A 19025-nucleotide genomic window follows, 5' to 3' on the forward strand; every position below is an offset into this window, starting at 1 on the left:
TGACGGAGCGTCAGGCCTTCAGGGCCTTCTCCAGCGCCGCCTGGAAGTCCGCCGGGGCCATCGGGGCGGCCTCGGTGCCCTCCTTGACGACGGCCTTGCCGTCCATCTTCAACGTCGGCGTGCCCTTGATGCCGCTGGCGTCGAACTTCTGCGACATCTTCAGCGCCCAGGGGTCGAAGGTGCCGGCCTTGACCGCGTCCTGGAACTTCTTGTTGCCCTTCAGGGCGGGCACCTGGTCGGCGATCTTGATCAGGTAGCTGTCGTCGCCGAACTTGTCGTCGCGCTCGTCGGGGTGGTTGGCCTGCGCGTACAGCTTGCCCTTGTACTCCAGGAAGGCCTCGCCGCTCACGTTCAGCGCGGCGCCCAGCGCGCTGGTGGCGTTCTTGGAGCCCTCGCCGCCGGCCATGTTGTCGATGAAGGTCGCGCCGACGTACTGGACCTTGTACTTGCCCGCGTCGACGTCCTTCTTGATCTGCTCGCCGTTGGCCTGCTCGAAGGCGGCGCAGCTCGGGCAGCGCGGGTCCTCGTACAGCTCCAGGGTCTTCTTGGCGTCGGCCTTGCCGATGACGACGGTGGTGCCGTCGGCGCCGGTGGTGTGGGCGGGCTTGGTGACCGAGCCGTCCTTGGCCACCTCCGCGGCGGCCTCCCAGGCCTTCGGCTTGTTGGCCTGGACGACGAAGTAGCCGACGCCGCCGGCGATCGCGAGGACGGCCACGACCGACCCGGCGACCACGAGCTGGCGCTTGGTCCTGTCCTTCTTCGCCTGCCGCTCGCGCTCCGCCTTCAGCCGCTCGCGGGCCGCTGCCTTGTTCGCCTGGTTGTTGCGTGCACTCATGATCGTTTCACTCCGTGGGTACTGACGTGCCGGGTGGGGGGTGCGCCGGGCCGGGTGCGGCTCAGGCGGCGGGGGAGAACCCGGCGGCGGGCGGGCCGCGCCGCCCCACGGAGTGCACGAGGTGCCGGGTGCGCAGCAGCGCGGCCGCCGCCTCCCGGCGGGCCGCCGGACGCGCGGGGCCCCGTACGAGGAAGAATCCCGCCACCGAGGCCACCGCGAACAGCAGCGGCCGGAACGCCAGGCAGCCGGCCGTGCGCAGCAGCCCGGCCAGCGCCGCCTCGCCGCGCCGCAGCCACAGCGCGGCCAGCAGCCCGACCGCCAGGTGCGCCCCGAGCAGCAGCCAGGGCAGCGCGGGGTCGGGCGAGGCCAGCAGGACGCTCAGGCGTTCCTTCGTGCCGGTGTGGACGAACGGGGCGCCGACCGGGGTGCCGCCGCACAGCACGTCGAGCCCGAAGGAGCGCAGCGCACCGGCGACGGGACCGCCGGACGGCCCGTAACAGACGTGCTGCCCGGTGGTGAAGAGGGTGTCCGCCGCCAGCTCCAGCGGCACCAGCAGGGCGGCGATCGGGCCGAAGCCGCGCTCCCGCCCGGCGAGCGCGTACGCGAGGCCGAACACGGCCGCGCCGAGGGCGACGACCGTGAGCGGCGGCAGCGGGACTCCGGACAGCAGCACGTGCGAACCCACGGACAGCGTCACGACGACCGCCGTGAAGAGCGCTGCCCGCAGGATGCGAAGCGGAGTCCTGGTTATGCCCATCGTGAATGAGTCTGCCACGAGCCCTCGTAAGGGCCTTCTAAGGATCAGAGACCCGTGATGCGACCGTTGCGGAACAGGTCCACGAAGATCTGGTGGTCGGCGCGGGCGCGTGCCCCGTAGCTGTGCGCGAAGTCCACCAGCAGCTCGCCGAAGCCGTCCTCGTCGGCGGCGATCGCCGCGTCGATGGCCCGCTCGGTGGAGAACGGCACCAGCGAGTGCCCACTCTCGTCGTCGGCCGCCGAGTGCATGGTGGCGGTCGCCCGGCCCAGGTCGGCGACGACGGCCGCGATCTCGGCGGGCTCGTCGATGTCCGACCAGTTCAGGTCCACCGCGTACGGCGACACCTCGGCGACGAGCTGGCCCTGCCCGTCCAGCTCGGTCCAGCCCAGCCACGGGTCGGCGTTCACCTGGAGGGCGCGCTGCGAGATGACCGTGCGGTGGCCCTCGTGCTGGAAGTACTCGCGCACGGCGGAGTCGGTGACGTGCCGGGAGACCGCCGGGGTCTGGCCCTGCTTCATGTAGATGATCACGTCGTTCTCCAGGGCGTCGCTGTTGCCCTCCAGGAGGATGTTGTACGAGGGCAGGCCGGCCGAGCCGATGCCGATGCCGCGGCGTCCGACCACGTCCTTCACGCGGTACGAGTCGGGGCGGGTCAGCGAGGACTCCGGGAGCGTCTCCAGGTAGCCGTCGAAGGCGGCCAGCACCTTGTAGCGGGTGGCGGCGTCCAGGTCGACGGCGCCGCCGCCGGAGGCGAAGCGGCGCTCGAAGTCGCGGATCTCCGTCATCGAGTCGAGGAGCGAGAACCGGGTCAGCCGCCGGGCGTCGCGCAGGGCGTCCAGCAGCGGGCCCTCGGCCGTGTCCAGGGTGAACGGCGGCACCTCGTCGTTCTTGGCGCCGGTGGCGAGCTGGTGGACGCGCTCGCGGTAGGCGGCCGCGTACACCCGGACCAGGTCGCCGATCTGCGCGTCACCGAGCGCCTTCTGGTAGCCGATGAGGGCGATCGAGGCGGCGAAGCGCTTGAGGTCCCAGAGGAAGGGGCCGACGTACGCCTCGTCGAAGTCGTTGACGTTGAAGATCAGGCGGCCCTCGGCGTCCATGTACGTGCCGAAGTTCTCCGCGTGCAGGTCGCCGTGGATCCACACCCGGCTGGTCCGCTCGTCCAGGTAGGGGCCGGCGTGCTGCTCGCGCTCCTGGTCGGCGTAGAAGAGGCCCGCCGCGCCCCGGTAGAAGGCGAAGGCGGAGGCGGCCATCTTGCGGAACTTGACCCGGAAGGCCGCCGGGTCGGCAGCGAGGAGCTGGCCGAAGGCGGTGTCGAACACGGCGAGGATCTCCTCGCCGCGCTGGGTGGCTGCTGTCTGCGGAACCGACATCGCCGGGCCTCCTGGTGCGGGCGTTCACGTGCTTGCGGGGACGGGTCGGACGGGCGCCGGGGCAACCGTCCTCCCGTCCAACGCACGACCGTACCGCTGAGTGCCCCGCGGATCGGACGGTCTGCCGAACCGCCGCACGGCGGGCCGCGGAGCCCCGGTCCTGTCAGTGCGGGGAAGTAGACTCGGCTCTCGCATCCACCGCCTGTCACCGACCCGCCGCCGGAGGCCCCCGCCGTGACCAAGCCGCCCTTTACGCACCTCCACGTCCACACCCAGTACTCGATGCTGGACGGTGCCGCGCGGCTCAAGGACATGTTCGACGCGTGCAACGAGATGGGCATGACGCACATCGCGATGTCCGACCACGGCAACCTGCACGGGGCGTACGACTTCTTCCACACGGCGCAGAAGGCGGGCGTCACGCCCATCATCGGCATCGAGGCGTACGTCGCCCCGGAGTCCCGGCGCAACAAGCGGAAGATCAAGTGGGGCCAGCCGCACCAGAAGCGCGACGACGTCTCCGGTTCCGGCGGTTACACCCACAAGACGATCTGGGCGGCGAACAGCACCGGGCTGCACAACCTCTTCAAGCTGTCCTCCGACGCGTACGCCGAGGGCTGGCTCCAGAAGTGGCCGCGCATGGACAAGGAGACCATCTCCCAGTGGTCCGAGGGGCTCATCGCCTCCACCGGCTGCCCGTCCGGCGAGCTCCAGACCCGGCTGCGGCTCGGCCAGTACGAGGAGGCCAGACAGGCCGCCTCCGACTACCAGGACATCTTCGGCAAGGACCGGTACTTCCTGGAGCTGATGGACCACGGCATCGACATCGAGCGCCGGGTCCGCGACGACCTCGTCAAGATCGGCAAGGAACTCGGCATCCCGCCGCTGGTCACCAACGACTCCCACTACACCTACGCGCACGAGGCCTCCGCGCACGACGCGCTGCTGTGCATCCAGACCGGCAAGAACCTCTCCGACCCGGACCGCTTCCGCTTCGACGGCACCGGCTACTACCTCAAGTCCACCGACGAGATGTACGCGGTGGACTCCTCGGACGCCTGGCAGGAGGGCTGCCGCAACACCCTCCTGGTCGCCGAGCAGATCGACACCACCGGGATGTTCGAGAAGCGCGACCTGATGCCGAAGTTCGACATCCCGGAGGGCTTCACCGAGGTCACCTGGTTCCAGGAGGAGGTGCGCCGCGGCATGGAGCGCCGCTACCCGGGCGGCGTCCCCGAGGACCGCCAGAAGCAGGCCGAGTACGAGATGGACACCATCATCTCGATGGGCTTCCCCGGGTACTTCCTCGTCGTCGCCGACTTCATCATGTGGGCGAAGAACCAGGGCATCGCCGTGGGCCCGGGCCGTGGTTCGGCGGCCGGTTCGATCGTGGCGTACGCCATGGGCATCACCGACCTCGACCCGATCACGCACGGCCTGATCTTCGAGCGCTTCCTGAACCCCGAGCGCATCTCCATGCCCGACGTCGACATCGACTTCGACGAGCGCAGGCGCGTCGAGGTGATCCGGTACGTGACGGAGAAGTACGGCTCGGACAAGGTCGCCATGATCGGCACCTACGGCAAGATCAAGGCGAAGAACGCCATCAAGGACTCCGCCCGCGTCCTCGGCTACCCGTACGCGATGGGCGACCGCCTCACCAAGGCCATGCCCGCCGACGTCCTCGGCAAGGGCATCGACCTCTCCGGCATCACCGACCCCAAGCACCCGCGCTACAGCGAGGCGGGCGAGATCCGGGGGATGTACGAGAACGAGCCGGACGTCAAGAAGGTCATCGACACCGCGAAGGGCGTCGAGGGCCTGGTCCGTCAGATGGGCGTGCACGCGGCCGGCGTCATCATGTCCAGCGAGCCCATCGTGGACCACGCCCCGCTGTGGACCCGGCACACCGACGGCGTCACCATCACGCAGTGGGACTACCCCCAGTGCGAGTCGCTCGGCCTGCTCAAGATGGACTTCCTGGGCCTGCGCAACCTGACCATCATGGACGACGCCGTCAAGATGGTCCGGGCCAACAAGGGCATCGACCTGGAGATGCTCTCCCTCCCGCTGGACGACCCGAAGACCTTCGAACTGCTCTGCCGCGGCGACACGCTCGGCGTCTTCCAGTTCGACGGCGGCCCCATGCGCTCCCTGCTGCGCCAGATGCAGCCCGACAACTTCGAGGACATCTCCGCCGTCTCGGCCCTGTACCGGCCGGGCCCGATGGGCATGAACTCGCACACCAACTACGCGGAGCGCAAGAACGGCCGCCAGGAGATCACGCCGATCCATCCGGAGCTCGAAGAGCCCCTGAAGGAGACGCTGGGCCTCACCTACGGCCTCATCGTGTACCAGGAGCAGGTGCAGAAGGCCGCCCAGATCATCGCCGGGTACTCGCTCGGCGAGGCCGACATCCTGCGCCGCGTGATGGGCAAGAAGAAGCCCGAGGAACTGGCCAAGAACTTCGTCCTCTTCCAGGAGGGCGCGAAGAAGAACGGCTACAGCGACCAGGCGATCCAGGCGCTGTGGGACGTGCTGGTGCCGTTCGCCGGCTACGCGTTCAACAAGGCGCACTCCTCCGCGTACGGCCTGGTCACCTACTGGACCGCCTACCTGAAGGCGAACTACCCCGCCGAGTACATGGCGGCCCTGCTCACCTCGGTGAAGGACGACAAGGACAAGTCGGCCGTCTACCTCAACGAGTGCCGCCGCATGGGCATCAAGGTGCTCCCGCCGAACGTCAACGAGTCGGAGTCCAACTTCGCCGCCCAGGGCGACGACGTGATCCTCTTCGGCCTCACCGCCATCCGCAACGTCGGCCAGAACGTCGTGGACTCGATCATCCGGATGCGCAAGGCGAAGGGGAAGTACAGCTCCTTCCCCGACTTCCTCGACAAGGTCGAGGCCGTCGTCTGCAACAAGCGCACGGTCGAGTCCCTCATCAAGGCCGGCGCCTTCGACGAGATGGGGCACACCCGCAAGGGCCTCGTCGCCCACCACGAGCCGATGATCGACAACGTGGTGCAGGTGAAGAGGAAGGAGGCCGAGGGCCAGTTCGACCTCTTCGGCGGCGGCGAGGAGGACAGCAGCGAGCCCGGCTTCGGACTCGACGTGGAGTTCTCCGACATCGAGTGGGAGAAGTCCTACCTGCTCGCGCAGGAGCGCGAGATGCTCGGGCTGTACGTCTCCGACCACCCGCTGTTCGGCCTGGAGCACGTCCTGTCCGACAAGGCGGACGCGGCCATCGCCCAGCTCATGGGCGGCGAGCACGCCGACGGCGCGGTCATCACGGTCGGCGGCATCATCTCCGGCCTCCAGCGCAAGATGACCAAGCAGGGCAACGCCTGGGCGATCGCCACGGTGGAGGACCTGGCGGGCTCCATCGAGTGCATGTTCTTCCCGGCCACCTACCAGTTGGTCTCCACGCAGCTCGTCGAGGACACGGTGGTCTTCGTCAAGGGCCGCCTCGACAAGCGCGAGGACGTGCCCCGGCTGGTCGCGATGGAGCTCCAGGTCCCGGACCTGTCGAACGCGGGCGCCAACGCCCCCGTCGTCCTGACCATCCCCACGGTCAAGGTCACCCCGCCGATGATCAGCAAGCTGGGCGACATCCTGTCCCACCACCGGGGCAACACCGAGGTGCGGATCAAGCTCCAGGGCCCGCGCAAGACGACCGTGCTGCGGCTGGACCGGCACCGGGTGACCGCGGACCCGGCGCTCTTCGGCGACCTGAAGGTCCTGCTCGGCCCGAGCTGCCTGGCCGGATAGGCGCTGTGCGTGGCCGGCCGCGGGTGCGTGGTGGCCGGCCGCGCGGCTCCCCGCGTCCCGCAAGGAAAGGCGCGCCCCCCTCATGGAGGGGGGCGCGCCTTCTTCGTATGCCAGAAGTGATCAGTTGTGGCCGAAACGCCGTTGGTGCTTGCGGGCCACGTCGGCCGGGCTGCCCTGGGCCGGGGGCTGCGCCTGTGCCTCGAAGGAGCTGCTCTTCTCGGACTGCTGCGCGGCCTTGTCCTGAGTGGTGGGCTGCTTGCGGGAGTTCTTGTTCTTGGCCATGGAATGCCTCCTGAAAGGTGTCGGTGCCAGGGCCGCGACCAGACTCACACAAGGGGACAGACCTCGCATTTTGGATCATCGCCGTACGTAACCGAAGCCATCGGGAGTAACCTCCCCGGTAACTTCGTCCGTCGCCACGCCGATGATCGAGTTCCGGCCGTTAAGCCCCGCGAGGTCGGGCAGACTCAGGTGAAACCCGCGAAGACTGCCGGTCCTTGTCCTTTGTTTTCGAGATCTCACCAGTTCTTCGAACATTTTTCGAGGTTCCAGAAAGAGGGTGGAACGCGTGGACCGCTGCGTCGTCCTGGTGGACGCCGGCTACTTGCTGGGCGCCGCCGCGAGTCTGCTGGCCGGGGAGCCGGCCCGCTCGCGCATCACCGTCGATCACGCCGCCCTCATCCAGGGCCTGCGCGAACGCGCCGAGGCCGATACGCAGCAGCCCCTGCTGCGCATCTACTGGTTCGACGGCGCGCCCGACCGCGTTCCGCAGCCCGAGCACCGGCGGCTGCGCGTCATGCCGCGGGTGACCGTGCGCCTGGGCGCCCTGACCCGCAGCGACGGCCGCTGGGCGCAGAAGGGCGTCGACGCGGCCATGCACGCCGAGCTCACCGAACTGGCCAGAAATCGCGCCTGCTCCGACATCGTGCTGGTGACCGGCGACGGCGACCTGCTGCCCGGACTGATGTCCGCCAAGGAACACGGCGTCGCCGTCCACCTGTGGGCGGTGCAGGCCGCCGACGGCGACTACAACCAGTCCGAGGACCTCGTCGCCGAGGCCGACGAACGCCGCGTCCTGGACCGGGTCTGGATCACGCGCGCGGTACGGGCCAAGGAGTACGGCGGCGGGTGCGCCCCGTCGCCGGCCCCCCGCCCCGAGATCGCCGCGATCCTCTCCGCCCCGCTGCCCGAGTCCGCGCTCGCCGCCCAGGCGGAGGCGCAGGCCCGCGCCGACGCCCGGGCCTGCGACGCCCAGGCCCCCGCCCGGGACGGCGCCCCCGCCCGCAACGGCTCCGCCGAGGCCCCCGCCGCCGCGAGCGGCCGTGCCGTACCCACGCCGAAGGACCTCGCCGGACTGCGCGGCCCCGGCAGCCAGCCCGCCCAGCCCCCCGGGCACGCCGCGCAGCCCCCGGCGACCAGCGCCACCCTGCGCTGGTCGTCCGACCGGGGATGGGTGGAGCGCCCCGGCTCCGGTCCCGCGCTCGGCGAGCCCCCCGAGACGGCGTCCCTGCCCACCCTCGCCCAGCTCACCAGCGCCGAGCAGCGCTGGGCGGACCGCGAGGAGGACATCACCACCGTCGGCGGCGACCCCTTCGAGGTCGGCCAGGTCTTCGCCCGCCGCTGGATGGAACGCCTCCCGGAGCCCGGCCACACCCAGAAGCTCTCCACCATGTACCCGCGCATCCCGCACCGCATCGACGGCGAGCTGCTGCGGTACGCGGCCCGCTTCGGCCTCCTCGCGCACAAGGACGACCAGATCGACGAGCACGACCGGTACGCGATCCGGGCGGGCTTCTGGCGCGAGATCGACGTCCGGGCCGCCGCGGAGCACGCGACGGTCGCGGACTGAGCCCCCGGGACGACGGCCACCGGCCGCCGCCCGGCCGGGGCGAACGCACCCCGACCGGTACGCCACAGGAGGGACCCGGCGGAGCGGACGCCGCCGGGGACCCCGTAAGGTCGTGGCTCGTGAGTACGGGCAGCGGCGCGCCGCGAGTGGAGTCGGCGCAGACAGCGAGCACGGCCCCGGCACCGCACGACAGGTCCCCGGGAACGTCTCCGGACGTGTCCCCCGACAGGCCCCGCGCGGGGGACCGGGACGTCGTGTGCGCGGTCGAAGGGCTGGTCAAGGTGTACGCCGCCGCACGCGCCCGGCGCGGCGCGCCCGCCGTGCCCGAGGTGCGGGCCAGCGACGGCGTCTCCCTGGCCGTGCGCCGGGGCGAGATCTTCGGCCTGCTCGGTCCCAACGGGGCGGGCAAGACCACCCTGGTGCGCCAGCTCACCGGCCTGATGCGCCCCGACGCGGGCACCGTCTCCGTACTCGGCCACGACCTGGTGCGCCACCCCGAGCGCGCCGCCCGGCTGCTGGCCTACCTCGGCCAGGAGAGCAGTGCCCTCGACGAGCTGACCGTGGCCCTGGCCGTGGAGACGACCGGCCGGCTGCGGGGGCTGTCGCTGAAGCAGGCGCGCGCCGAGCGCGACGACGTACTCGAAGAACTGGCCCTGACCCCGCTCGCGGGCAAGGCGCTCAAGAAACTCTCCGGCGGACAGCGCCGGCTGGCCTGCTTCGCGACCGTACTGGTGGGGGAGCGGCCGGTACTGGTCCTCGACGAGCCGACGACCGGGATGGACCCGGTCGCCCGGCGCGCCGTCTGGTCGGCCGTCGACCGGCGGCGCGCCGAACGCGGCGCGACGGTCCTGCTGGTCACCCACAACGTGATCGAGGCCGAGACCGTCCTGGACCGGGTGGCCGTGCTGGAACGCGGCAGGGTCATCGCCTGCGACACCCCCGCCGGGCTCAAGGCGCACGTCGCCGACGAGGTCAGGCTCGAACTGGTGTGGCGCGAGCGGGCCCCGCTGGAGGTCCCCGAGGTGGCGGCCCTGCGCGAGCTGGGCTCCGCGGTGCAGGAGTCCGGGCGGCGCTGGACGCTGCGGCTGGCGCCGGACGAGGCGCGGGCGGCGGTCGCCGCGGTCACCGGAGGCGCGGCGTTCGCCGCCCTCGACGACTTCACGCTGGCCACCCCCAGCCTGGAGGACGTGTATCTCGCGCTCGGCGGCGGGCGCAACGAAGGGCTGGTCAAGGCGTGAGCGCTGGATCCATCGAGGCAGTGGGGACGACGACGGGGTCCGCCGCCGCGCGCACGGACGCGGGGCCGGACGTCGGGCCGGACGCCGCGGACCTCGCGCCCGCCGCGCGCTTCCTGCCCTCCCTCGCTGCCGTGTACCGCTCGCAGCTCTCGCGCGCCCGGGTGGCGCGCATCCCGCTCCTGTTCGTGGCGACGTTCCAGTCCGTCGGGATCATGATCCTGATGCGGGGCGTCGTGGACGGGGGCGGGGAGGCGCGGGCGGTCGTCGCCGGGTCGAGCGTGCTGGTGGTCGCCTTCGTCGCGTTGAACCTGCTGGCGCAGTACTTCGGCCAGTTGCGGGCGAGCGGCGGGCTGGACCACTACGCGACGCTGCCGGTGCCGCCCGCCTCGGTGGTGCTGGGCGCGGCGGGCGCGTACGCCTCCTTCACGGCCCCCGGAACGCTCGTCACGGCGGGCATCGGCTGTGTGCTCTTCGGCCTGCCGATGGGGCACCTCTGGGTGCTCGCGGCGGTCGTCCCGCTGGCCGGGGCGGCGCTCGCCGGACTCGGCGCGGTCCTCGGCCTGCTCGCCCCCAAGCCCGAACTGGCCACGCTGCTGGGGCAGTTGGGGATGTCGGCGGCGCTGCTGCTGGGGGTGCTCCCGGCGGAGCGGATGCCGCTGGTGATCTCCTGGGCGCGGGACCTGCTGCCCTCCACCTACGGGGTGGAGGCCTTCGCCCGTACCTTCGACGCGCACCCGGACTGGGCGGCGGTCGGCCTCGACCTGGCGGTCTGCGCCGGGGTCGGCGTGGTGTCCCTCGCCGTGGCGACCTGGGCCTACCGGCGGGCCGCCGTCCGCTGACGCGCGCCGACGCCCGAGTGCCGGACAGGAGGGGCGTCCGGTGAGGCGCCGCCCGCAGGGGCCTGGCACGATGTCAGGGTGACTGCTCCTCTGACACCGCCTCACCAGCCTTCGCCGCACGACCCCTGGCAGACGCCCGAGGGCGCGACCGAAGCCCCGTACGCTCCGGCCGACGACGCGTCCGAGCGCTCCGCCGAACTGGCCGCGGACATCCGCAAGGGGCTGGTCGTGCTGGTGGTGACCGCGGTGGCGGGTCTGCTGCTGGGCGCGCTGTGGGCGTGGCTGGCGCCGAAGGTGCCGCTGATCTCGACCGACAAGGCCGTCTTCCTCAAGGACACCGAGGGCGAGGAGGCGGCGGGCGCGGACGGCGTCTTCGTCCTGCTGTCGCTGGGGCTGGGGCTGCTCACCGGGCTCGGCGCCTTTCTCCTCCACCGCCGGGGCGGGGTTCCGGTGGTCCTGGGCATCGCGCTCGGCGCGCTCATGGGGGCGTGGCTGGGGTGGATGGCCGGGGGCTGGTTCGGGCCGACGGCGGACGTGGTCGCGCACGCGAAGGCGGCGGGGGCCGGGGCCGTCTTCGACGCGCCGCTGAAGCTGGGGGCGAAGGGGGCGCTGCTGGCGTGGCCGTTCGCGGCGGTGCTGGTGCACTTGGGGCTGACGGCGGTGTGGGGGGTACGGGACCCGGAGCCGGAGTTCGAGTGGGGTGCGTACTACGGCGCACCGTCCCAGGCGGGGCCGGCGCCGCAGGACACCGGGTCGGCGTAGGGGCGGGGGCGGCCGCCCGAAGGGCACGCCCTAGGGGGCGCGGGGAACCGCGCGACCGGCCACGAGGCAGCCGCACATCCAACGGCTCAGCCGCCTCGCACCCGCCCGGGACAGCCACGACGCAGCCGCACATCCAACGGCCCAGCCCTCTCCCATCCGCCCGGGACAGCCGCCTCGCACCCGCCCGGCCTACGCCCGCCCGATCGGTGCGAGGACCGCCGAGGTCAGCGCCGCCAGGTCCGCGGGGGCCAGTTCGACCTCCAGCCCCCGGCGTCCCGCCGAGACGCAGATCGTGGCGTGCGCGGACGCCGACGCGTCCAGCACCGTGGGCAGCCTCCTGCGCTGGCCGAGCGGCGAGATCCCGCCCCGCACGTACCCCGTGGTGCGCTCCGCCGCCGCCGGGTCCGCCATGACGGCCTTCTTGCCGCCGACGGCCGAGGCCAGCGCCTTGAGGTCCAGGGACCCCGCCACCGGCACCACCGCGACGGTCAGTGTCCCGTCCACGTCCGCCACCAGCGTCTTGAAGACCCGGTCCGGGGTGACGCCGAGCGCCCGGGCGGCCTCCTCGCCGTACGAGGGCGCCGCCGGGTCGTGCGCGTAGGAGTGCACCGTGTACGCCGTGCCCGCCGCCGTCAGGGCCACCGTCGCGGGCGTCCCGCCCGCCTGCGCGGTCTGCTTCTTCTTCGCCACCGTAACGAGGTCCTCAGCTCAGTTGGGGCAGGTGGGGGCCCGGGTCAGGGCCTCCGCCGGAATCGACGGCAGGTGCCGGATCAGGGCCGTCTCCTGGCGCAGGATGGTCAGCTCCTCGCGCAGCCGGGTCGCCGTGTCGGGGGCCTGGAGCAGCCGCTGCCGGGTCGGCGTGTCGAGCATGGTCGCCGCCGCCACCAGGTAGGAGACCACCGACGGCTCGTCGGGCAGGTCGGCGGCCGTCGTCAGGGTCGCCTCGCGCGCCCCCGCCAGCCGCTTCTGGTACGTCCGGAACGCCCGCAGCACCCCCTCGGCGAGGGCGCCCGCCTCGTCGCCGGGGTCCTCCTCCAGCTCCTCCAGCTCGGCCACCAGGTACGGGCCGCTCGCGTCCACGGACAGCAGCCGCACCCGCCGCGTGCCCGTGGCGAGCACCTCGAAGCTGCCGTCCTCGCGCTCGCGGATGGTCGCCGCGTCGGCGATGCAGCCCACCCGGTGGAAGGCCTGGATGGGGTCGGCGCCAAAACCGGCCGCCGGGCCCTGCTCGGTCACGGCGGTCGGGTCGTCGGGCATGCCGGTCGCGGTGCGGGCGGTCTCCCGGCCGTCGCGGATCGCCACGACCGCGAAACGGCGCGCCTCGTCGTCGGCGCCGTCGGCGTCCTGGCCGGCGCCGCCGGGCCCTTCGGCGTCGGGGGACGACTTCAGCAGGTCGCGCATCATCGCGCGGTAACGCTCCTCGAACACGTTCAGCGGCAGGACGAGGCCGGGGAACAGCACCGAGTTGAGCGGGAAGAGCGGAAGGCGAGCGGTGGTCACAGCGCTCAAGCGTAATGGCCGTCGGACCTGCTGCGGCCGTGAGACCACTTCCGGGCCCCCTCGGGTCTCGTGCGGTCCGCCGCCGGCGGCGGACCGGCCCCCGCCAGCGAGCGCGCCGTGTCCCGCAGTTCGAGGAACCTGCCGAGCGGGTCCCCGGTGAGCCGGGCCCACGGAAAGGACGTGGCGTACGGCCCGATCAGCCGGAACTGCTCGACCGCCTCCGCCCACCGCTCGCGGCGGACCAGGACGTAGGCGAGGAGGTTGCGGACCTCGGCCGCCCAGGGGTCGCCCGGCGCGTACTCGGCGGACAGGGCGATCGCCAGGTCGGCCGCCTTGTCGACGCGGGCGCCCAGCCCCGCCGCGAGGGGCTGCGCGGTCCCCGTGCCCCGGTCCACCAGGAGCACGAAGGCGGCCCGCAGGGGGAGCGCCTGGATGAGGGAGCCGGGGAGCGCGTCGTCGGCGGCCTGTTCGGCGAAGTCGAAGCATTCGCGGTACGTGGAGCCCTGTGCGGCCAGGTACTTCAGGGCCGCCACATGGCACCCGTAGTGGTGGGAGGACCGGCGGATCGCCTGCCCCCACAGCGCCTCGAAGGTGTCGTGGTCGGCCTGGGTGCCGCGTGCGTGGTCCAGCGCGATGCGCCAGGGCACCGGGTCGCTGGGCGCGCCCGCGGCGGCGGCGTCGATGAGCGGGCCCGCCGGGCGCAGCCGGTCGGCCGGGGCCGGGGACTCCAGCGCCCTGCGGACCTCCAGCTCGGCCTTGACCAGCAGGGCGTCCGGGTCCCGGGGGGCGGCGAGCAGCCAGTCGGTGAGCCAGTCCTGGCGGTGCCGGGCGAACGCGGCCAGCCGCAGCGCGTACCGGTCGCGGTTCTCCCACTCGGCGCCTTCGCGGGTCGCGGCGAGCAGGGCGGCGGCGGGTGCGTGGCGGCCCTGGGCGGCGGCGACGAGGGCGGGGGCGATGCGGTCGTCGGGGGCGTCGAGCAGCAGCTCCTCGTCCGTGGCGGGCGGCCCGTCGGCCGCGTGCGGGGAGTCCCGGCGGGACCGGCGTGCGGTGCTCATCAGGGCGCGAAGGAAAGACATGGTCAGACCATTGAAAACCGCAGGTGAGCGGGGTGCCAGGGGTGGTCTGTGAAGCTTTGGTAGCGGCGCGAAGGTTGTACGGTTTTCGGTCAAGGGACGGTAAAGAAAGAGAGCGGAGACGAAGGGTGTGTGGGGGCGCGGGGGAGGCGGGGTGAACGGCTCGAAACTCCGTGCCGGTACCCATGCGCACCCGACCCGCGCCGCACCCCGGCACCCGCCCCCCGGACGCCCCCCGGCGCCCACCCCCCGGAGGCCCCCCGCCTCACCCCCGCCGCAGCAGTCGGGACGCGCCCGCCGCGACCGTCGTCGCCAGGACCCAGCCCAGCAGGATCAGCCCCGCTGCCGCCCACTGCCAGACGCCCTTGAGCAGCCAGTGGCCATCCTGGCCGAGGTTGATCACGGGCACCAGCAGGTCCAGGGCGTAGAGGGCCGCACTCCACTGCGGGTGCTCGTCGGCCTTGATGGGCTCGGGATCGTAACGCGAGAAGGCGAGCGTCCCCGCCGCCCACAGCACCGCCATCCACAGCGCCGCCCGGCCCGGCCGGTACCCGTACGCGACCGTCCAGTCCTGGAGGACGCCCCAGGCCTTTCCGGCCAGCGGCAGCGTCTCCCGCCGCCGGCGCTGCTTGGTGAGCAGCACCTCGCGCGCCTCGGAGTCCTCGCCGCTGTTGCGCTTGACGGCGGCCAGCCGCTCGTACGGCTCCGGGGCGTACTCGGGGGTCGCCGCCGTCACCCACTCCAGCCGTCTGGCCAGCGGGAAGTGCCCCACCGGGACCAGGGTCTCGTACACGAAGCCGCCCATCGAGAGCTGCCCGGGCCCCGGCCAGCTCGTCGACTTGTCGACCAGGGTGACGATCCGCGCGCCGGACAGCACCACCCTGCCCCGCTCCGGACGCTCGCCGAGGAAGCGCAGCTCGGGGGTCTGGATGCGGCGCAGCGAGACCTCCTGGTCGTTCTCCAGCGTGAAGCGCGCGTCCTGGAGGTCGACCGCGTCGCCGAACCGGCCGTCGTCCAGCCGGATGCCGCCCAGGCACTCGAAGCGCTGCACGCGCACGCCCCGGGCGGGGGTGCCGCCGATGCCGCGCCCGATGCCGTACGGGGGAGTGGCGTTGCCGTAGAGCTGCGAGGAGAGTCCGGCCGGGGTCAGGTAGAGCGAGCGCTCCACCGTGAGCTGCGGGGCGTTGAGGGCGAGCTTGCCGTACGGGTTGCTGAGCCGGCTGCCGCGCAGGCTCAGCGACACGCCGATCTTCGCGCCCCGCAGGCTGATCTCGCCGTGTGTCTCGATCAGCTCCGCCTGGAGGTCCTGGGCGACCGAGAGCCCGTCGGCGAGCAGGGACTTCCCGCGCCGGTCGCGGCCGATCACGACCTGGTTGATCAGCAGGTCGGTGCCGATCTGGGCGTCGGTGAGCCGCACCCCGTTCTCCACCCGGCAGCGCGGCAGGTGCAGGTCGCCCTCGGTGTGCAGCCGGGCCGCCTCCAGGCGCGGAACCGAGCAGCCCACCAGCCGCAGCGTGGTGAACCGGCACTCCGGCAGCAGCAGCTCGCCGTCGAAGCGGCAGCCGTTCAGCTCCACGTACGGAGCCACCGTGCCGCCCGACAGGTCCAGCGCCCCGGTGATCTGCACCCCGCGCAGCTTCAGCGCCGCCACCCGGCCGGGTCGCGCCTCGGGCCCGCTGAGCAGCAGCAGCGCGACCACCCTGGCCCGGACCGTGCGCTCGGGCCCCCAGGAGCGGGCCGCCATCGGGTCGTCGGCGAGCGGGTCGCGCACCCGCAGGTCGTAGGCGCTGCCGTTGCGGAAGGCCTGCCACATTCCCAGCTCCGCCGCGCTGAGCCAGTCGGGCGCCTCGTCGTCCCGCTGCCCCTCGGTCACTGCGCCGCCCCATCCCTCGGTTGCGTACGTAACGCAGTGCACGCTAGTGGTCACCGGTGACACACGGGACCACTGTGCCGCGTATCAGCCAGTGATACGGGCGGCCGGTGGCCGGAAGCCGTCTGCGAGAATTGGGTACGTGATCTCACGAATCGATCTGCGCGGCAAGGCCCTCCCCGAGGGCGGAGCCCTGCGCGACCTGCTGCCCCGAGCCGACTTCGACGTGACGGCCGCCCTGGAGAAGGTGCGGCCGATCTGCGAGGACGTGCATCATCGTGGCGACGCGGCGCTGGTCGAGTACGCCCAGAGGTTCGACGGGGTCACGCTGACCGAGGTCCGGGTCCCGGCGCGGGCGATCGCCGACGCGCTGGAGCAGCTCGACCCGGAGGTCAGGGCGGCCCTGGAGGAGTCCATCCGGCGGGCCAGGCTGGTGCACCGCGCACAGCGCCGCTCCACCCGCACCACCCAGGTCGTGCCCGGCGGCACGGTCACCGAGAAGTGGGTTCCCGTCGACCGGGTGGGCCTGTACGCGCCCGGCGGCCGGTCCGTCTACCCGTCGTCCGTGATCATGAACGTGGTCCCCGCGCAGGAGGCCGGCGTCCCGTCGGTCGCCCTCGCCTCCCCGGCGCAGGCCGAGTTCGGCGGCCTGCCGCACCCAACGATCCTCGCCGCGTGCGCGCTGCTGGGGATCGACGAGGTGTACGCCGCGGGCGGCGCCACCGCCGTCGCGATGTTCGCGTACGGCACCGAGTCCTGCGCGCCCGCCAACATGGTCACCGGGCCCGGCAACATCTGGGTCGCCGCGGCCAAGCGCTACTTCGCGGGCCGCATCGGCATCGACGCCGAGGCCGGGCCCACCGAGATCGCCGTCCTCGCGGACGACACCGCCGACCCGTCGCACGTCGCCGCCGACCTGATCTCGCAGGCCGAGCACGACCCGCTGGCCGCGGCCGTGCTGGTCACGGACTCCGCCGCGCTCGCGGACGCCGTCGAGCGCGAACTCGTGCCGCAGGTGGACGCCAGCAAGCACCGGACCGACCGGATCCGCCCGGCGCTCGCCGGGCGGCAGTCCGCGATCGTGCTGGTGGACTCGGTGGCGGACGGCCTCACGGTGGTCGACGCGTACGGCGCCGAGCACCTGGAGATCCAGACCGCCGACGCCGCCGCCGTCGCCGACCGGGTCCGCAACGCGGGCGCGGTCTTCGTCGGCGCGTACGCCCCGGTCTCCCTCGGCGACTACTGCGCGGGCTCCAACCACGTCCTGCCCACCGGCGGCTGCGCCTGCCACTCCTCGGGCCTGTCCGTCCAGTCCTTCCTGCGCGGCATCCACGTCGTGGACTACTCCCGCGAGGCCCTCGCCGACGTCGCCCACCACGTGGTGACGCTCGCCGAGGCGGAGGACCTGCCCGCGCACGGCGCGGCGATCAAGGCGAGGTTCGGATGGAAGGTGCCCGGCAAGTGACCGGTATCGACGACCTCCCCATCCGCGAGGAGCTGAAGGGCAAGACCCCCTACGGCGCCCCCCAGCTCGACGTCCCCGTCCGGCTGAACACCAACGAGAACCCGTACCCGCTCCCCGAGGAGCTGGTCGACCGCATCGCCGAGCGCGTCCGCGAGGCCGCCCGCACCCTCAACCGCTACCCCGACCGGGACGCGGTCGAGCTGCGGACGGAGCTGGCCGCGTACCTGACGAAGACCGCCGGGCACCCGGTCGCCGTCGAGAACCTCTGGGCGGCCAACGGCTCCAACGAGATCCTCCAGCAGCTCCTGCAGACCTTCGGCGGTCCGGGCCGCACCGCCATGGGTTTCGAGCCCTCGTACTCCATGCACGCGCTCATCTCGCGCGGCACGGGCACCGGCTGGATCCCGGGCCCCCGCAACGAGGACTTCACCATCGACGTCGAGGCGGCGCAGCAGGCCATCGCCGAGCACCGGCCCGACGTGGTGTTCATCACCAGCCCCAACAACCCCACCGGCACCGCCGTCGAGGCCGACACCGTCCTCGCGCTGTACGAAGCCGCCCAGGCCGCCAAGCCGTCCCTGGTCGTCGTCGACGAGGCGTACGGCGAATTCAGCCACCGCGCCTCCCTGCTGCCGCTGATCGAGGGCCGCCCCCACCTGGTGCTCTCGCGCACCATGTCCAAGGCCTTCGGCGCGGCGGGGCTGCGGCTCGGCTACCTCGCCGCCGATCCGGCCGTGGTGGACGCGGTCCAGCTCGTACGGCTGCCGTACCACCTGTCCTCCGTGACCCAGGCCACCGCGCTCGCCGCGCTGGAGCACACCGATACCCTGCTCGGGTACGTCGAGGCGCTGAAGGCCGAGCGCGACCGCCTGGTCGCCGAACTGCGGGCCATCGGCCACGAGGCCACCGAATCGGACGCCAACTTCGTCCAGTTCGGCCGCTTCGACGACGCGCACGCCGTGTGGCAGCAGATCCTCGACCGGGGCGTCCTGGTCCGGGACAACGGCGTACCCGGCTGGCTGCGGGTCACGGCAGGCACCCCCGACGAGAACGACGCGTTCCTGGAAGCGGTACGCGACCTGAAGAAGGAGCGAGACGCATGAGCCGCATCGGACGTGTCGAGCGGACCACCAAGGAGACCTCGGTCGTCGTCGAGATCGACCTCGACGGCACCGGCAAGGTCGACGTCGCCACCGGGGTCGGTTTCTACGACCACATGCTCGACCAGCTCGGCCGCCACGGCCTCTTCGACCTCACCGTCAAGACCGACGGCGACCTGCACATTGACACCCACCACACCATCGAGGACACCGCCCTCGCGCTCGGCGCCGCCTTCCGGCAGGCCCTCGGCGACAAGGTCGGCATCTACCGCTTCGGCAACTGCACCGTGCCGCTGGACGAGTCCCTCGCCCAGGTCACCGTCGACCTCTCCGGCCGCCCCTACCTCGTGCACACCGAGCCCGAGAACATGGCGCCGATGATCGGTTCGTACGACACGACCATGACCCGGCACATCTTCGAGTCCTTCGTCGCGCAGGCCCAGGTCGCCCTGCACATCCACGTGCCGTACGGACGCAACGCCCACCACATCGTGGAGTGCCAGTTCAAGGCCCTGGCGCGGGCACTGCGCTACGCCGCCGAGCGCGACCCGCGGGCCGCCGGCATCCTCCCGTCGACCAAGGGTGCGCTGTAACCC

16 protein-coding genes are annotated in these 19025 nt (G+C 72.4%); 8 read left to right on the plus strand and 8 right to left on the minus strand.

From position 1 onward, the window contains the following. Nucleotides 1–10: 10 nt before the first annotated feature. The 3 genes from ACIP93_RS11490 to ACIP93_RS11500 form a co-directional block, all read right to left on the minus strand. The gene (locus ACIP93_RS11490) at nucleotides 11–835 is read right to left on the minus strand and encodes a thioredoxin domain-containing protein (protein WP_345223824.1); all 825 of its coding nucleotides are present in this window, start codon (nucleotides 833–835) and stop codon (nucleotides 11–13) included. A 61-nt stretch (nucleotides 836–896) separates the two neighbouring features. Then, entirely contained in the window at nucleotides 897–1592 is a 696-nt protein-coding gene (locus ACIP93_RS11495) for a hypothetical protein (protein WP_401757589.1), read from the minus strand. A gap of 44 nt (nucleotides 1593–1636) precedes the next feature. Continuing rightward, a complete protein-coding gene (locus ACIP93_RS11500; RefSeq protein WP_345223826.1) occupies nucleotides 1637–2962 on the minus strand; it encodes a DUF2252 domain-containing protein in 1326 nt (441 codons plus the stop codon). Between the two features lie 234 nt (nucleotides 2963–3196). Between ACIP93_RS11500 and dnaE the strand changes: the two genes are divergently transcribed. Beyond that, on the plus strand, nucleotides 3197–6733 hold the full coding sequence (gene dnaE, locus ACIP93_RS11505) for a DNA polymerase III subunit alpha (protein WP_345223828.1): 3537 nt from the start codon (nucleotides 3197–3199) through the stop codon (nucleotides 6731–6733). A 120-nt stretch (nucleotides 6734–6853) separates the two neighbouring features. On the opposite strand, the gene ACIP93_RS11510 is transcribed toward dnaE, so the two are convergent. Beyond that, on the minus strand, nucleotides 6854–7015 hold the full coding sequence (locus ACIP93_RS11510) for a hypothetical protein (protein ID WP_345223830.1): 162 nt from the start codon (nucleotides 7013–7015) through the stop codon (nucleotides 6854–6856). A 277-nt stretch (nucleotides 7016–7292) separates the two neighbouring features. On the opposite strand from ACIP93_RS11510, the gene ACIP93_RS11515 reads away from it, so the two are divergent. The 4 genes from ACIP93_RS11515 (at nucleotide 7293) to ACIP93_RS11530 (ending at nucleotide 11421) form a co-directional block, all read left to right on the plus strand. Continuing rightward, nucleotides 7293–8582, plus strand: a complete 1290-nt coding sequence (locus ACIP93_RS11515) for an NYN domain-containing protein (RefSeq protein ID WP_401757592.1) — start codon at nucleotides 7293–7295, stop codon at nucleotides 8580–8582. 215 nt (nucleotides 8583–8797) lie between these two features. Beyond that, nucleotides 8798–9820: an ABC transporter ATP-binding protein gene (locus ACIP93_RS11520; RefSeq protein WP_401757594.1), complete on the plus strand. Its 1023-nt coding sequence runs from the start codon at nucleotides 8798–8800 to the stop codon at nucleotides 9818–9820. After that, nucleotides 9817–10659 carry an ABC transporter permease gene (locus ACIP93_RS11525; protein WP_401757596.1) on the plus strand — a complete coding sequence of 281 codons (843 nt, stop codon included), beginning with the start codon at nucleotides 9817–9819 and terminating at the stop codon, nucleotides 10657–10659. The genes ACIP93_RS11520 and ACIP93_RS11525 overlap by 4 nt, the downstream gene beginning before the upstream one ends. 78 nt (nucleotides 10660–10737) lie before the next feature. Further along, nucleotides 10738–11421 carry an ABC transporter permease gene (locus ACIP93_RS11530; RefSeq protein WP_345223834.1) on the plus strand — a complete coding sequence of 228 codons (684 nt, stop codon included), beginning with the start codon at nucleotides 10738–10740 and terminating at the stop codon, nucleotides 11419–11421. A 189-nt stretch (nucleotides 11422–11610) separates the two neighbouring features. Here the strand turns inward: ACIP93_RS11530 and ybaK are convergent, their stop codons facing one another. From ybaK to ACIP93_RS11550, 4 genes are all read right to left on the minus strand, one after another. Continuing rightward, nucleotides 11611–12111, minus strand: coding sequence for a Cys-tRNA(Pro) deacylase (gene ybaK, locus ACIP93_RS11535; RefSeq protein ID WP_401757599.1), 501 nt, complete (start codon nucleotides 12109–12111; stop codon nucleotides 11611–11613). An 18-nt stretch (nucleotides 12112–12129) separates the two neighbouring features. Continuing rightward, the gene (locus ACIP93_RS11540) at nucleotides 12130–12921 is read right to left on the minus strand and encodes an LON peptidase substrate-binding domain-containing protein (RefSeq protein ID WP_345223838.1); all 792 of its coding nucleotides are present in this window, start codon (nucleotides 12919–12921) and stop codon (nucleotides 12130–12132) included. Nucleotides 12922–12926: 5 nt separating this feature from the next. After that, entirely contained in the window at nucleotides 12927–13997 is a 1071-nt protein-coding gene (locus ACIP93_RS11545) for a hypothetical protein (protein WP_345223840.1), read from the minus strand. Nucleotides 13998–14259: 262 nt separating this feature from the next. Further along, nucleotides 14260–15807: an oxidoreductase gene (locus tag ACIP93_RS11550; protein ID WP_345226551.1), complete on the minus strand. Its 1548-nt coding sequence runs from the start codon at nucleotides 15805–15807 to the stop codon at nucleotides 14260–14262. Between the two features lie 199 nt (nucleotides 15808–16006). On the opposite strand from ACIP93_RS11550, the gene hisD reads away from it, so the two are divergent. The 3 genes from hisD to hisB are packed head-to-tail and all read left to right on the plus strand — an operon-like array spanning nucleotide 16007 to nucleotide 19022. After that, a complete protein-coding gene (gene hisD / locus ACIP93_RS11555; RefSeq protein ID WP_401757601.1) occupies nucleotides 16007–17329 on the plus strand; it encodes a histidinol dehydrogenase in 1323 nt (440 codons plus the stop codon). Continuing rightward, nucleotides 17308–18432 carry a histidinol-phosphate transaminase gene (locus tag ACIP93_RS11560; protein WP_401757603.1) on the plus strand — a complete coding sequence of 375 codons (1125 nt, stop codon included), beginning with the start codon at nucleotides 17308–17310 and terminating at the stop codon, nucleotides 18430–18432. The genes hisD and ACIP93_RS11560 overlap by 22 nt, the downstream gene beginning before the upstream one ends. Then, nucleotides 18429–19022 (plus strand): imidazoleglycerol-phosphate dehydratase HisB, encoded by a 594-nt coding sequence (hisB, locus tag ACIP93_RS11565; RefSeq protein WP_345223847.1) that lies wholly within the window; start codon nucleotides 18429–18431, stop codon nucleotides 19020–19022. The genes ACIP93_RS11560 and hisB overlap by 4 nt, the downstream gene beginning before the upstream one ends. Nucleotides 19023–19025 lie beyond the last annotated feature (3 nt).

The sequence above is a fragment of the Streptomyces sp. NPDC088745 genome (genome assembly GCF_044751045.1).
Taxonomy (GTDB): Bacteria; Actinomycetota; Actinomycetes; order Streptomycetales; family Streptomycetaceae; genus Streptomyces; species Streptomyces cremeus.

Excerpts from the sequence above, each read along its gene's own strand:
- ACIP93_RS11490 (WP_345223824.1), bottom strand. The coding sequence starts at position 835 with ATGAGTGCACGCAACAACCAGGCGAACAAGGCAGCGGCCCGCGAGCGG.
- ACIP93_RS11495 (WP_401757589.1), bottom strand. The coding sequence starts at position 1,592 with ATGGGCATAACCAGGACTCCGCTTCGCATCCTGCGGGCAGCGCTCTTC.
- ACIP93_RS11500 (WP_345223826.1), bottom strand. The coding sequence starts at position 2,962 with ATGTCGGTTCCGCAGACAGCAGCCACCCAGCGCGGCGAGGAGATCCTC.
- ACIP93_RS11510 (WP_345223830.1), bottom strand. The coding sequence starts at position 7,015 with ATGGCCAAGAACAAGAACTCCCGCAAGCAGCCCACCACTCAGGACAAG.
- ACIP93_RS11545 (WP_345223840.1), bottom strand. The coding sequence starts at position 13,997 with ATGTCTTTCCTTCGCGCCCTGATGAGCACCGCACGCCGGTCCCGCCGG.
- ACIP93_RS11550 (WP_345226551.1), bottom strand. The coding sequence starts at position 15,807 with ATGTGGCAGGCCTTCCGCAACGGCAGCGCCTACGACCTGCGGGTGCGC.
- ACIP93_RS11560 (WP_401757603.1), top strand. The coding sequence starts at position 17,308 with ATGGAAGGTGCCCGGCAAGTGACCGGTATCGACGACCTCCCCATCCGC.
- hisB (WP_345223847.1), top strand. The coding sequence starts at position 18,429 with ATGAGCCGCATCGGACGTGTCGAGCGGACCACCAAGGAGACCTCGGTC.